Consider the following 14253-nt stretch of genomic DNA (forward strand, 5'->3'; position numbering starts at 1 on the left):
AGACTGGCCTTTGTAAAAACAGACCGCGATTCAACCAAAAAACACTATATAGCGCAACCACAAAGCCTTAATTTTGCCCGGCATCGTAGTGCTTTTTCAGGTACTCAATGATGTCTAGTGATTCATACATCCATTCAGGAGCTGTGTTGAGCATGTCTAATTGTATGCGCAAACAGGGAACGGTTTTCCTGCCACCGCCGTTTATGAGTTCTTTTTTGTAGGCTTGTTTTTGATGAATATTGCGCAACTCAATTTCTAGTCCCAAGCGCTCAAGTTGTTTGAGCACCATTCGGCAATAGGGACAAGTACTGGAATAATACAGGCTGAGGTGATTGAGGTTACGCACAGCGACAGACGGCTTCCTTTTTCGTGTGAACCCGAGGAATTTAAACAAATAGTTGCTCCACTGGTGGCAATTGCAAGGGTAGAAAGGGGGAGAGCGTAAAATATTTCAAGCATAGACTCTGGTGTAATCGCAGCACTGTTCTAGAGTTAACTTAATCTAAGGCATTTTGATTTTTTACAGAGGACTGAAAATGAGTGATCACACCTACAAATTGATAGAGTTAACAGGTTCTTCGCCAGAAGGCATTCAACCAGCAATAGAAAATGCCATTGCTAAAGCCAGTGAATCTTTGCACAGTTTGCGCTGGTTTGAAGTAACAGATACTCGGGGACAGATAGTGGATGGCAAAGTTGCCCATTGGCAAGTGAGCATCAAAGTGGGCTTTACACTGGACTAAATTGTAAAAATATTTGTTATTAGACGAAAAGTAGCGCTATCTTTAACAATAGAGGGAGACATCCCAGCTCCAATGCACTATAAGTCCACATAATTAAGGAGGCAGAATGGAGTCATTACAGGTTTGCGATTATATGAGCCAACGCCCTGTTACATTTACCACTGAAATGCCAGTTGCTGAAGCGGTGGAAAAATTATTGCACAGCCATCAAACTGGTGGCCCGGTTGTTAACGAAAGAAAACAATTAGTGGGCTTCTTATCAGAGCAGGATTGCCTGCGTCAAATGATCGAATCCAGTTATTACCGAGAGCAAGTGGCCCGCGTAAAAGACATCATGGTGAAAGAGGTTTTGTCGGTAAAACCCTACACTTCTGTGTTGGAAGTGGCCCAGAAAATGATTGCAGAGAAACCAAAGGTTTACCCCGTGGTTGACGATGATGGTGTACTCAAAGGCAGCATCAGTCGTGCTCAGGTACTCAATGCCATCGATATCCAGCTTCAGGATGGTTATAAAAACGCCGGCTAAAGGCTGGCTCGCCATAAAACACTGGTAAAGAAAGGCGCAATTTTCTAGGATCTGTTGCACTAATCGCGACAGGTTTTAGATTTTGCCCAAAGTTCAGTCTCTTCAATACTTACAAAGCCAGATATCTCAATGCCGAATCAGTGAACAGCACGGCTTACGCAAAAAAGCCGAGCGTAGTGCTGGTCGGGGAGCTGGTGAAGCTGATGTCCCTGACAATCTGTTAAACGCTATCATAAAAAGCCAAAACCACGTGGCACAGCGACGTGAAAATCTACCCCAGCTAAATTATCCGGATTTACCCGTCTCCCAGCAAAAGCAAGAAATTCTGGAGGCGCTTGCTAGTCACCAGGTCGTTATTGTTGCAGGTGAGACCGGGTCTGGCAAAACCACTCAGTTGCCTAAAATCTGTCTTGAAGCTGGTTTGGGCTGCAAAGGACTAATTGGTCATACTCAACCCCGTCGCCTGGCAGCGCGCAGTGTCGCCAGCCGTATTGCAGAAGAGTTAGAGTCCGGCATTGGTGAAGCGGTGGGCTTTAAAATTCGTTTTACCGATCAGACTTCCGAGCACTCCTATATCAAATTGATGACGGACGGTATTTTATTGGCGGAAATACAAGAAGATCGATATCTCAACCAATACGAAGTACTTATCATTGATGAAGCTCATGAGCGCAGCCTGAATATCGATTTTATCTTGGGGTATTTGAAAGCCTTGCTACCCAAACGTCCCGACTTAAAGGTCATCATTACGTCAGCAACCATTGATCCGGAGCGATTCTCAAAGCATTTCAATGATGCACCAATGATTCTGGTAGAAGGGCGAACTTATCCAGTTGAAATCCGCTATCGCCCTTTGATGGGAGAAGACAACCAAACTAAAGATCAACTTGAGGGGATTCTGGAGGCTGTCAACGAATTACATCGCGAAGCCCCTGGCGATATTTTGGTGTTTCTCAGTGGGGAACGAGAAATCAGAGATACCGCTGAATATCTCGGTAACGCGAAATTACGCCACACTGAGATTGTGCCACTGTATGCTCGTTTATCTGCCTCTGAACAAAATCGCATTTTCCAATCTCATTCTGGCAGAAGAATTGTATTAGCCACTAACGTTGCTGAAACCAGTCTGACAGTGCCGGGAATACGCTACGTTATTGATACCGGAACCGCGCGTATTTCCCGTTATAGTTCTCGCAGTAAGGTACAGCGATTGCCTATCGAACCTGTATCGCAAGCCAGTGCTAATCAGCGCGCAGGGCGATGTGGTAGAGTAGCTGAAGGTATTTGTATTCGCCTGTATGACGAGGATGATTATCTGCGCAGACCGGAGTTTACCGATCCGGAAATACTGCGTACCAATCTTGCCTCAGTTATTCTGCAGTTAACGGCATTGCGCTTAGGTGATATTGAAGGTTTCCCCTTCGTGCAACCGCCACAGTCCAGAGACATCACCGCTGGCGTAAAAATGCTGGAAGAATTGCAAGCTGTAAGTCGAGGTAAACGCAATATCTTGCGACTAACCCCGATTGGACGGGCAATGGCTAGGCTGCCCGTGGATCCCAGATACTCCCGGATGCTGGTAGAGGCAGACAAATTAGATGCCCTCAACGAAGTGATGATTATCGTTGCAGGCCTGTCTATTCAAGACCCCAGAGAAAGACCTGCAGAATTCAAACAAAAAGCGGATGAGTTGCACAGTCAGTGGCACGATAAAGAATCGGAGTTTATTGCCTATTTAAACCTCTGGCGCGGCTTTAAAGAGCAACAAAAATTGTTGTCAGGCAATCAGTTACGCAAATGGTGCAAAGAGCAGATGCTCAATTATCTGCGTTTGCGCGAGTGGCAAGATATTGTGAGCCAATTAAAGCAGGCATTTTCCTCTCTTGGCTGGGGTATTCGCAATAGCAATGCCGATTACGATGGCATACATCGCGCGTTGGTGCCGGGCTTGCTATCTAATGCCGGTTTCATGGAGCAGAACAAAGAGTATCTGGGTACCCGAAACAATAAGTTTATGGTGTTTCCCGGCTCGGCGCTCTATAAAAAACCGCCTAAGTGGTTGATTGCCGCCGAGCTGGTAGAAACCAGCAAGCTGTTCGCGCGCACAATCGCAAAGGTGGAGCCTAAATGGCTGGAAGAAGCCGGCAAGCACCTGTGTAAATACCGCTATGCAGAACCCTTTTGGAGTAAAAAAGCGGGGGCAGTTAAGGCCAAAGAATCCGCTTCCATGTTGGGATTGCCTGTGGTTAACCAGCGTACGGTGTTGTACAGCAAAATCGACCCTGTGGTGTGTCGACAGTTGTTTATCGCTGAAGCGTTGGTTAATGGTGAAACCAAACTCAATCAAGCCTTCTTAAAAGCTAATCTAGAAAAAATAGCTGAAGTGGAGAGCATGGAAGAGAAAATTCGTCGCCGAGATTTATTGGTTGACGAGCAGTTGCTGGTGGATTTTTACGATGAAAAGCTGCCTTATGACGTTTGTACGGAAGTGGATTTTAAAAAGTGGTGGCAGAAACGAAACAAGGAAGAACAGAAACGCTGGTTTATCAGCAAAGACTTTTTACTCAAAAATGATGCTTCACAAGCCTCGGAAGTGCACTTTCCGGAACAATGGCGCAGTGGTAATCTGGTGTTGCCGTTACTGTATAGTTTCGATCCGGGGGCAGCGGATGATGGTGTGAGTTTGAAGATCCCATTACCTCTGCTTAACCAGGTTAGTGATGAAAACTGTGACTGGCTGGTACCAGGGTTAAGGGAAGAACTCGCCACCACCATGATCAAATGGCTACCTAAACAGTGGCGTCGAAATTTTGTGCCAGCACCGGATTACGCCAAAGCCGCTGTTAACGCCTTAGAGAACGATGGCGAATCTTTCGTCAAAGCCTTTACTAAGAAGTTAGTAAAAATGAGTGGGGTAGTATTGCCTGATGACATCTGGCAAGAACTGATCTTGCCCGAGCATTTGCGTTTCAATTTTAAATTGTACGACGAAAACGATCAGTTTTTGGGTGAGTCCCGTGATCTTCACGCTTTAAAAAACAAGTTTAAAAAACATTTAAAACAAACGCTGCAAGCAGTTGCCACTCCCGAACTGGAAAAACAAAATCTGGATTCCTGGGACTTTGAAGATCTGCCGCAGCAGTGGACAAACAACGATGCTGCCTGGACAGTGAAGGCCTATCCGGCTTTGGTTAAAGACGGCAATAAAGTACATTTAAAACTGTTTGACGATGCCAACAAAGCAGAGTTATCCCACGTCATCGGCTTACGCCAACTACTTATTAAACAACTACCTTCGCCTATCAAGTATTTACAGGACCGCTTACCCAATAAATCCAAGCTGGGATTGTACTTCAACCCGTTTGGTCAAATTCGGGCGTTGATTGGTGACTGCATTGATGCGGTGGTAGACGCTGAAATCAGTCAAAGTAATTTGAATATACGCAGTGCAGCAGGGTTTGAAACGCTTTGCAAACAACTGGCTGGTGAACTTAATGACAAAGTGCTGGCGGTAGCGATTCAAGTTGAAAAAGGACTGACTACTGCCCACGGTATTAGCAAGAAGTTAAAAGGTAAAACGCCTCTGAACATGATCAATGCTTATGCCGATGTAAAATCCCATTTAAATGCTTTGGTGTATCCGGGCTTTGTTGCTGATATTGGTATTCATCGCTTAAAGGACTGGAATCGTTATGTAGAGGGATTGGCAAAGCGTCTGGAAAAAATACCAGTGGATCCCATCCGGGATAGAGCACAGCAGCTTCAAATTGAAAAAGTGCAGGATAGATTTGCGTCGGTTTTACAGAAATATCCGCATGAAAGCACGATACCTGCGGAGTTGCTGGAAGTTCGTTGGCAAATAGAGGAGTTGAGGATTTCCCTGTTTGCTCAGCAGTTGGGAACAAGTATACCTATTTCGTCTAAAAGGATTGAAAACTATTTAGACAAGTTCTAGTTTTTCAGATGCAGTTAACAGCAAATTTACATAGAATGAATTTCGGTTCTTAAGGACCTGAGTGGGTTGAATCTTAACGTGCAAGCTGCGCAGTTAAGCTCAATGCGCTCGCATGGGAATGACTTCCCACATAATAATAAGTCGATGTTTCACTTAGCCAAGAGGTAATGCAATGCTGGGATACGACGACAAACGCGCTTTCTTCCGGATGATGATGAATTCACCCTGTACATTACTGGTTAATGATGCCGGGACGATGCAAAAGTTATCTGCTACTTGCCGTGATATCAGTGCCACAGGAATGTCTTTTGAAGTTCCACAAGCACTTGTGATTGGCTCCGAAATGGAAGTCAATATTGAATCAACTAGCTCTCAAATTTCTTCACTGTGTGCCATTGTTAAAGTGGTTCGCCAGTTTGAAGAAGGTGAAGGCAACTATGTGGTTGGCACAGAAGTCGTACAAATGATGTAGTTAGCGCTGCATCAGTAATTTCTTCTGTCTACAGCTGGTTTTTGTCGCGCAATGCGGCAAGGCTTTCTTTTCCCCAAAACAACAGGATAGTTTGTGTGGCTGCGATAATTAAAAAGGCGATAGTAAAAGGTCGAGTCCAAGGCGTTTTTTATCGTGCCAGTACCCGTGAAAAGGCCTTATCGTTGGAACTATGCGGTTACGCTAAGAACCTCTCTGATGGCTCTGTGGAAGTGTTAGCTCAGGGTGAAGGTGACAAAGTAGAAGAACTAATGCAATGGCTTTGGACTGGTTCACCGGCATCTGACGTTAGTGCAGTGACATTGCTGGAAACGGTCGAAGAGCCCGGCTTTACCTCTTTTACAACCGCTTAGCCTATTAGGCATCTGGATAGCAGACAAATGCAGTTTGTTAGTCATATAGAAAGCCAGGATGATTGTTTTGTGGCTGAGTGTCCGCCGCCACTACCAGATAAAAATGAAGTGCTGGTGGCGGTGACAGCTTTTGGCATTAATCGCGCTGACTTACTACAAAAACAAGGCAAATATCCAGCACCTGCTGGCGCCAGTGATATCTTGGGGATGGAAGTTTCCGGTGTTATTGAAGCAGTCGGACAAGGCGTTGATAAATCGTGTATTGGCAGACCCGTTTGTGTCATGGTAACGGGAGGTGGTTATGCACAGTTTGTTTGTGTTCCTGTTGAGCATTTGATTCCTGTTCCTTCACAGTTCGACATCGTCACTGCAGCAGCTTTACCGGAAGTGTTTCTTACTGCCTATCAGGCGCTGTTTTCTATTGCCAACTTAAAGCCCCAGCAAAAGGTCTTGATTCACGCTGGTGCCAGTGGTGTCGGTACGGCAGCCATTCAATTAGCCCGATATAAAGGCGCAGCGGTTGCGGTGACGGCTTCCAGTCAAGCTAAGTTAAAGCAATGTGAGGCCTTGGGCGCGCAATTGGCGATAAACTATCAAACACATGATTTTGCTGAAGGGTTGAAGTCGGCGAAATTCTTTCCTGACGTGATCATTGATTTTGTGGGAGAAGGACATCTGCAAAAAAATCTTCAGATCATTGCCCTTGACGGCAAAATCGTGCAGCTGGCGATGCTGGGTGGACGATTTGTGACTCAACTGGATATGGCTAAAGTGCTGGCGAAAAGAGTAACGCTGTTTGCCAGTACGTTACGCAACCGCAGTGATGAATACAAAGCACTCCTGGTGAGCGAATTCATCAAAGACTTTGGCACCGCTATAGAAAGCGGCGCTATAAAGCCCCTGATAGATACGGTTTTTGAGGTGTCCGAGATTAATATCGCCCATCAACGCATGGCGAAAAACGATAATATCGGTAAATTTGTCGTTAAATGGTAATGACAGAGCGAGTTAATAGTTAGTTGACCTGAGCTAAATATCCTTCATCAGTACGGCTACTATCATTTTCTGCCGCTGTTCTCGCCAGCTCGTCACATCGCTCGTTTTCCGGGTGACCTGAATGTCCCTTAACCCAGTGCCATTGAATATTATGAGGTTGGCAGGCTGCATCAAGGCGTTGCCACAAGTCTTTGTTTTTTACAGGTTGCTTGTTTGCAGTTTTCCAGCCTTTGGCCTTCCAACCTTTCAACCAGGACATTATGCCCTGTCTGACATATTGACTATCTGTGGTGAGATCAATCTGGCAGCTGGTTTTCAGTGTTTCCAGTGCAATAATCGCCGCCAGAAGCTCCATGCGATTGTTGGTCGTTAGTTCAAAACCTTGGGAAAGCTCCTTGCGTTTGTCTTTGTATATGAGAATAGCGCCATAGCCGCCGGGACCGGGATTGCCCAGACAGGAACCATCAGTGTAAATAGTGACGTGTTTTTTGGTCATTGGATTCTTAGATTTTATCTTTTCACCGATCTTAACCCGAATAGCGGCAGGCTTCAGCTGTAAATCAACGTAAATACACAGGTATCACTTGATTTCTGGTTGTGGGTTGTTGTTAGATCAAGGTAATACTTAGTTTGTTTAAAGACGGAAATATTGATGCGTCAAATCGTGCTGGATACCGAAACGACGGGTATCGACCCAAAACAAGGCCATAAAATTATTGAGATAGGCTGTGTTGAATTGGTAAATCGCCGCCTTACCGGCAACCATTACCATGTTTATCTCAATCCTGAGAGGGAAGTGGAGCAAGAAGCCATTGACGTGCATGGTATAACTAACGAATTTCTTCAAGATAAGCCTCTATTTTCTCATGTCGTGGAAGAGTTTTTAGATTACGTCGCTGGCGCGCAATTGGTTATTCACAACGCGCCATTTGACGTTGGCTTCTTAAACCATGAATTATCACTGTTGCCAACTCACAGAAACACCCGGGTTGATGAAGTTTGCACCATATTGGATACATTGGCACTGGCCAGGAAAATGCATCCAGGGCAAAAGAATAATCTTGATATCCTGTGTAGACGTTACGGTATCGATAATTCTCATCGCGAATTACACGGCGCATTATTAGATTCTGAGATTCTCGCCGACGTCTATTTGCAAATGACGGGGGGGCAAACGCGCTTAAACCTCTCAGGTAACGATAAGAGTGAAGGAGAAGATACTGGCATCCGACGTTTGTCGGGGGACAGGAAACCATTAAAGATTGTGCGTGCTTCAGCCGATGAATTAAAGCAACACGAAGAACGACTAGATATAGTCGAAAAAGAGGGTGGGAAATGCCTCTGGAGAAATGTGCATTGATGAAACGACGTGTCGTAGTTTTATTTTTGATTTGCCTCAGTGCTATGCCTGTTCTGGCACAGCAGGGTATTAACACGTCTGAACAAAATCAAGGTGACGGTAACAGCCCGCTAGTTGAGCTGGGCAATGATTATTACAACGGCATAAAGCTACTGCAAAATCGTTTTCGAATTGACTACAAAGTGGAAGAAATTACCATGATTTTCTTTCGCGAATTTGGCTCAACTCCCGTGGTGTTGGTGCAGCCTGACGGTAGTAAGATATTTCAGAATCAGGCTGATGATATGGGCATTGATTGGTTTGATTCTCAAACCTACGATATGATCCGCATCCGAAATCCCATGCCAGGCCCTTGGCAGGCTGTCGGTCAAATTCTGCCAGACAGCCGGGTTATGGTGATCAGTGACATTCAGCTGGAAACCAAACCGTTAGCGCCCATCATCTTCTCGGGTGAGATCATTAAACAAACCGCCTTTCTGACTAATGGCGGCCAGCCCATTGACTACAACGAATTTCGCGATGTTGTGCAGCTCACCATGGAGTTTAAAAGTACCAACAATCCCAACTATGCCAATTTTGGCGCCCAAACGGAACTCATTGCCACCTTTCAGGACGATGGTAAAGGTTTGGATGAACGCCCGTTAGATGGCACCTTTACAGGGCAGTTTAATTTGCGAATTGCCTCGGGAGAGTGGACACCGATATTTACTATCGTCACCCCGATGTTTACCCGACAGAAAGTGGGAGAAGATATTCGGTTGTTGGATAATCCCATCAGCATTGATGTTGAACTGGACGAGGAGGGTGACGGATTCCACCTGTTGCAAGTGGATGCCGATCGCACAACGGTAGACATGTCCAGTTTGCTGGTAGACGGCAAGGTCAGGTTTCCCAATGGCGATGTACAGAACTTCTCAATAACAGATATTACCGACAAAGTGCGTACCTACGAGATCGTCAATTTCGAGTATGGGGTATTCAGGGTCAAGTTGACTGCATATGGGAATACCGTCGATGGAAGAGACTTTATCCTGGATGTGCCGGAATATACCTTTGTCTTCGAAGAGCCGCTGCTTGAAACTACACTTGATGACTTAAGCGCCTTACCTGGCGATGCTCAATCGGCAGAAGCGTTAGCACTGCAAGAATTGGAGAGGCTCAAGGCAGCACCAGTTGAAGATGAGGGCATGCCGCGCTCGCAACTAATCGGTATTGTGGTGGGGATAAATCTATTTATTGTGGTGGCCGGCGTGTTTTTGCTATGGTTTTTCTTGGTGAGAGGTAAAAAGCCGGTTGCACAAACAACGCCTGTAGCGGATGAAGAGAAACAATCTTTGTTTGCTAAGCTTAGCGCTTCGTTGAAAGGGCTTATGCCGAAGAAAAAAAGCGAAGAGGGGGATGGCAAAAAATTGAGGTCCCCTGATGAAGCCGGCGATTCAGGTATCATTGAATTATCAATGCCTGATTAGTGGCGGTTTATCGAGCATTTTCTGGTGTTTTTTTTGTCACCGAACAGAAATAAAACTGTAATCGTTTAAATAACAAGCTGTTAAACAAAATTAAGAAATAAATTTAAAAAAAGCGGTTGACTCAATATACCTGAACCCGTATCATCTGCGCCGCGGTTGAGACAACGGATTCGGAAAAACGAGTAAGTTGTTGAAAGTAAAAAGATTTATTAAATTTATTACAAGTTTATTAAATCTGAATGCGGAGTGGTAGTTCAGTTGGTTAGAATACCGGCCTGTCACGCCGGGGGTCGCGGGTTCGAGTCCCGTCCACTCCGCCAATTTACTTTCGACTCAACTTCAAATTATCGCGGAGTGGTAGTTCAGTTGGTTAGAATACCGGCCTGTCACGCCGGGGGTCGCGGGTTCGAGTCCCGTCCACTCCGCCACTAATTTGAAAGCATATAAGCCACCTCAGGGTGGTTTTTTTGTTTCTGGGATTTGATCTTAAACCTTTGTGTTGCCTGTCCTTGAGCTAATTACTCATCATGTACAGCCCATCCTGAGGCTTTGTTGAAGTGCGTTTTGTCCTCATTAAAGTCTATTCTTATTTGACAACAATGTATCGCGCTGTGACCATATCGAGACCAAAAGGTGACATTCGAATCTGATGGCCGGGTATCATCACTGAATTTTTCGAAATAAGTCACCTGGTCAACACAAATGCCATTATCTCCAAAGGCTTACCGAAACGTCACCTGTGACTAATAAATTGCTGCTGCGTCCCAGAATTAACCAAATTCTCTCACCATTTACAATGATCCTGGAAGAAGCCCTCTGAAATAGAACAGATTAAAACTTAGAGTCTGTAAAAACCTCTATGGCGCAGTTGTCTTTTAGAGATAACTCTAATTTTATAAATTCGCCAAAACCTTTCATACTCAGCTTTCCAGGTAAGTGACAACAGAACGCATTGTTTAAATGATGGAACAGATAGGAAAATACAGGGTCATCAAATTACTGGGGCAGGGTGGTTTTGGCGCCGTGTATTTAGCGGAACATACCAAACTTCACGAGAAGGCTGCCATCAAGGTGTTTGATATCAAAGATGAGAATCTGGCACGTCTTGCCACCAGTGCCACTTCAGATGCTTCTGAGGTATTGAATGAGCGCTTTTTGAACGAGGCGCGCACGCTTAGCAAGCTGCGTCGCAATCCACATATTGTGGATATCTTTGATTTTGATGAATTGCCGGATGGCCGGCCCTATTACGTGATGCGGTATCTGCCGCGTACCCTCAAAGATGAGCTGGGCAGCGCAGAATCCGGCTTGGTCGATGATAAACCGGTACATGAGGTTCAAATAAAGTCATTTAAACTGATGTCTCATGAGGTAACCTGGGATATGTATCAGCCTTGCATTGACGCAGGAGTTTGCACCAATTCTGGTATCTTTCGAGGAGCTGAGGATTGGGGCAAAGACCTCCGTCCGGTTGTCAATGTTAGCTGGAACAACATTACTCAATAGTATATTCCTTGGTTGAATGATAATACAGCACAAAAATTTCGTCTGCCTACCGAGGCAGAATGGGAATATGCTGCCAGGGCCGGAAGCACATCAAAATACAGTTGGGGCGATACTGTGGATTGTACACAGGCCCAATTTGGGCAGTCGGGTAACAATAGTGATTGCGGCGACGAAGGTAAAACAGCGCCGGTTAAAAGTTACGAACCGAATAACTATGGATTATACGATATGCACGGCAACGCTTGGGAATGGGTGCAGGATTGTTACAATGATTCTTATATTGGTGCGCCATCAGATGGTAGCGCCTGGATGACGGGCTATTGTCATTTAGCAGTGATCCGTGGTGGGGGGTGGTATTTCCCTGCAGGGTCAATGTCTTCGGCTTTCCGCGGCAGGAACGAACGCAGGTTTGGTAATGATTGGACCGGCTTTCGTTTAGCCCAAGATTTGTAACACAACCAGGGGGTTACAGCTTTTACTTTTCCACGCCTCGGTCTTAGGGCGCAGCCCTTTTTTGTGGGCGACAACGCACTGTTTTTTCACCTGCAGGGCGGACGCGAAAAAACTCTCAACCTTTTTATATCCCCTTGTGTTATGAGTCAGTAATAGGGTAAGCATTTAGACAAAGCTGTTCTTTTATAAAGTAGGAGAAACAAAATTAGTCAAGATGCAATAATGGTCGATTAAGCGTGAATACCCTTATAAACCTATACACAGTGGCTTGATAGATTCAGAGCTTTTTATTACGCCAATATTCTTTCATACTCGTTTGAATGCTCAATTGCTGTATAGCGAATTATTAAACTAAGTACGTTTTTAAACACATGGAAAAAATCGGAAAATACAGATCAATCATAGTATTAAGACAGGGTGTTCTTAGAGGGGAATTTGGTGGAGCATAGTGGAACCAAAATCGTTAAATTCCTCATTGGGATTAGTACAGTTGTAGCTGTCGGCGCGGTCGTCTCGTTAATCAGCGGTTCAGAGAAGACAAAGAGCGAACAGTCAGTATTAGCAAGCATGATCGCCATCCCCGGCGGTAGCTTTATGATGGGCAGTGATGATGGAGATAGCGATGAAAAACCGGTACATCTTGTAACCATCGAACCCTTTAAGCTGATGGACACGGAAGTGACTCTGGCGATGTACCAGCCCTGCATTGATGCCGGGGTGTGTCCAGACAATCAACAGGAGTATGCGGGTGAAGACTGGGGAAAGGGCAATCTTCCGGTGATGAATGTGAGCTGGAACGATATTACTAAAAAGTTTATTCCGTGGTTAAATCAGCAAACGGGCCAGAGTTTCAGATTAGCAACGGAGGCAGAGTGGGAATACGCGGCCAGAGCAGGAACCCAGACGCCGTTTAGTACAGGTAATTGTATTAACTCTCGTCAGGCGAACTATGATGGCAATTATGATTATAAGAATTGTAGCGCTAAAATCGGTACCTACCTTAGAGAGATTACCCCCGTCAAATCTTACCAACCCAACGCTTTTGGCCTTTATGACATGCATGGGAATGTCTGGGAATGGGTACAGGACTGCTGGAATGACTCGTACATTGGCGCCCCTGCGGATGGGAGTGCGTGGCTAAGTGGTGATTGTGACCGGGTTGTGTTTCGCGGCGGCGCCTGGCTCGATGCTCCACTCGATCTGCGTTCGGCCAATCGCGTTGGAAACTCCCGGACGGGTCGTTACGACGCTATCGGCTTTCGTTTAGCCCAAGATTTGTAACACAACCTGGGTGTTACAGCTTTTTCCTTCCCGCGCCTCGTTCTAAGGGCGCAGCCCTTTATTGTGGGCCACAACGCATTGTTTTTTCGCCCGCAGGGCGGAAGCGAAAAAACTCTCAAACCTTTTTATAACCACATTAAACGAACAGTGACAAACGCAGTGGTATTTATGACAAAAATTTTAAAGGACAGGTAACTGAGGTGTGCGAAATTAATTTGGTGGACCAGCTCACCTCTCTTTTTTAAACAACAAAAATATTAGAGTTGTAAGCATACATTGAACCATCAAAAGCCAAATTAGATTAATTGACATTATTTGAGAGTTAACGGCAAGGCATAGCTGTGAGGGGTTAGACAAGGCATAAGTCAGCCCACAATCATTGATTAGCCATCGAAATAGAAATTCCCATGCCGCAATGACAAGGAACCCTGCGGTGACAAAAGAAAGCCAAAACCCAATAATGGGTTTCACTTTTATTTTCTTTTTACCAGTAGCGCTCATCAAATAACGAATAAGAAAAGCTATCGTCAGGATTGCCATAACCAGGCAGGTAACAACAAGGTTAACAGCGATCACTTCATAGCTTTTTTGTACTAACGGCATCGGACCCTCGCTCATGTTTTGCATCAGATTCCCAATATTACTAAAGTTAATTTTTATTTGACAGTTAATATTGGTTTAATTAACACTGTTAGTGTTAATTAAATGGTGTTTATATGAAATTTTCCCTGGACAAGGTGGTGGAACTAGTATCCCTGCCCAAACGAACGGTGCGTTACTACATTCAAAAAGGTCTGGTGGATAGACCAATTGGAGAGCGCAAGGCAGCTCATTACACCCAACAGCATGTGGAACAACTATTGGCGGTAAAACGGTGGAAGCAATCGGGGTTAAACCTTGAACGGATTTCACAGTTGCTAAGTGGCGAGTCACCTGCGCCCAATTTGATGACAGGAGTTCAAAAACTTGGCAGTACCAAAGTGGTAAGCCGAATGCACATCATAGATGGCATTACTTTGGAAATAGACGCGGAACAAAACCCTCTCAATAACGAGCAGGTGCAAACACTGGTGCACCGTCTTAATGAGGTGTTAACTGACATAAAAGCACAGCAGAAGTGA

The 14253-nt window shown here is 45.2% G+C and carries 15 protein-coding genes and 2 tRNA genes; 14 read left to right on the forward strand and 3 right to left on the reverse strand.

The features are described 5' to 3' along the window. Positions 1–67 precede the first annotated feature (67 nt). On the reverse strand, positions 68–346 hold the full coding sequence (locus tag AABA75_RS09510; RefSeq protein WP_338292371.1) for a glutaredoxin: 279 nt from the start codon (positions 344–346) through the stop codon (positions 68–70). Between the two features lie 190 nt (positions 347–536). On the opposite strand from AABA75_RS09510, the gene AABA75_RS09515 reads away from it, so the two are divergent. The 6 genes from AABA75_RS09515 (at position 537) to AABA75_RS09540 (ending at position 7063) form a co-directional block, all read left to right on the forward strand. Next, positions 537–743: a dodecin gene (locus AABA75_RS09515; protein ID WP_338292372.1), complete on the forward strand. Its 207-nt coding sequence runs from the start codon at positions 537–539 to the stop codon at positions 741–743. Positions 744–849: 106 nt separating this feature from the next. Further along, entirely contained in the window at positions 850–1269 is a 420-nt protein-coding gene (locus tag AABA75_RS09520) for a CBS domain-containing protein (protein WP_338292373.1), read from the forward strand. An 82-nt stretch (positions 1270–1351) separates the two neighbouring features. Continuing rightward, on the forward strand, positions 1352–5224 hold the full coding sequence (hrpA, locus tag AABA75_RS09525; protein ID WP_338292374.1) for an ATP-dependent RNA helicase HrpA: 3873 nt from the start codon (positions 1352–1354) through the stop codon (positions 5222–5224). Between the two features lie 172 nt (positions 5225–5396). Beyond that, a complete protein-coding gene (locus tag AABA75_RS09530) occupies positions 5397–5696 on the forward strand; it encodes a PilZ domain-containing protein (protein WP_338292375.1) in 300 nt (99 codons plus the stop codon). Between the two features lie 95 nt (positions 5697–5791). Beyond that, complete coding sequence (locus AABA75_RS09535) at positions 5792–6067, forward strand: acylphosphatase (protein WP_338292376.1); 276 nt, start codon at positions 5792–5794, stop codon at positions 6065–6067. 27 nt (positions 6068–6094) lie between these two features. Further along, entirely contained in the window at positions 6095–7063 is a 969-nt protein-coding gene (locus AABA75_RS09540) for an NAD(P)H-quinone oxidoreductase (protein WP_338292377.1), read from the forward strand. 19 nt (positions 7064–7082) lie between these two features. Here the strand turns inward: AABA75_RS09540 and rnhA are convergent, their stop codons facing one another. Further along, on the reverse strand, positions 7083–7559 hold the full coding sequence (gene rnhA, locus AABA75_RS09545; RefSeq protein WP_338292378.1) for a ribonuclease HI: 477 nt from the start codon (positions 7557–7559) through the stop codon (positions 7083–7085). A gap of 156 nt (positions 7560–7715) precedes the next feature. Between rnhA and dnaQ the strand changes: the two genes are divergently transcribed. From dnaQ to AABA75_RS09580, 7 genes are all read left to right on the forward strand, one after another. Beyond that, on the forward strand, positions 7716–8423 hold the full coding sequence (gene dnaQ, locus AABA75_RS09550) for a DNA polymerase III subunit epsilon (protein WP_338292379.1): 708 nt from the start codon (positions 7716–7718) through the stop codon (positions 8421–8423). Continuing rightward, positions 8423–9892, forward strand: coding sequence for a TIGR03503 family protein (locus tag AABA75_RS09555; RefSeq protein ID WP_338292380.1), 1470 nt, complete (start codon positions 8423–8425; stop codon positions 9890–9892). Before dnaQ ends, AABA75_RS09555 begins: the two co-directional genes overlap by 1 nt. Before the next feature lie 243 nt (positions 9893–10135). Beyond that, positions 10136–10212: transfer RNA gene (locus AABA75_RS09560), tRNA-Asp, on the forward strand. A gap of 31 nt (positions 10213–10243) precedes the next feature. Then, positions 10244–10320: transfer RNA gene (locus AABA75_RS09565), tRNA-Asp, on the forward strand. Between the two features lie 532 nt (positions 10321–10852). Continuing rightward, positions 10853–11398, forward strand: a complete 546-nt coding sequence (locus tag AABA75_RS09570) for a hypothetical protein (RefSeq protein ID WP_338292381.1) — start codon at positions 10853–10855, stop codon at positions 11396–11398. A 12-nt stretch (positions 11399–11410) separates the two neighbouring features. Continuing rightward, positions 11411–11851: a formylglycine-generating enzyme family protein gene (locus AABA75_RS09575; protein ID WP_338292382.1), complete on the forward strand. Its 441-nt coding sequence runs from the start codon at positions 11411–11413 to the stop codon at positions 11849–11851. Between the two features lie 567 nt (positions 11852–12418). After that, positions 12419–13132 (forward strand): formylglycine-generating enzyme family protein, encoded by a 714-nt coding sequence (locus tag AABA75_RS09580; RefSeq protein WP_338292383.1) that lies wholly within the window; start codon positions 12419–12421, stop codon positions 13130–13132. A 228-nt stretch (positions 13133–13360) separates the two neighbouring features. On the opposite strand, the gene AABA75_RS09585 is transcribed toward AABA75_RS09580, so the two are convergent. After that, positions 13361–13759 (reverse strand): hypothetical protein, encoded by a 399-nt coding sequence (locus AABA75_RS09585; protein ID WP_338292384.1) that lies wholly within the window; start codon positions 13757–13759, stop codon positions 13361–13363. Between the two features lie 89 nt (positions 13760–13848). Between AABA75_RS09585 and AABA75_RS09590 the strand changes: the two genes are divergently transcribed. Next, complete coding sequence (locus AABA75_RS09590; RefSeq protein WP_338292385.1) at positions 13849–14253, forward strand: MerR family transcriptional regulator; 405 nt, start codon at positions 13849–13851, stop codon at positions 14251–14253.

Origin of the sequence: Planctobacterium marinum (genome assembly GCF_036322805.1) — a bacterium.
GTDB lineage: Bacteria > Pseudomonadota > Gammaproteobacteria > Enterobacterales > Alteromonadaceae > Planctobacterium > Planctobacterium marinum_A.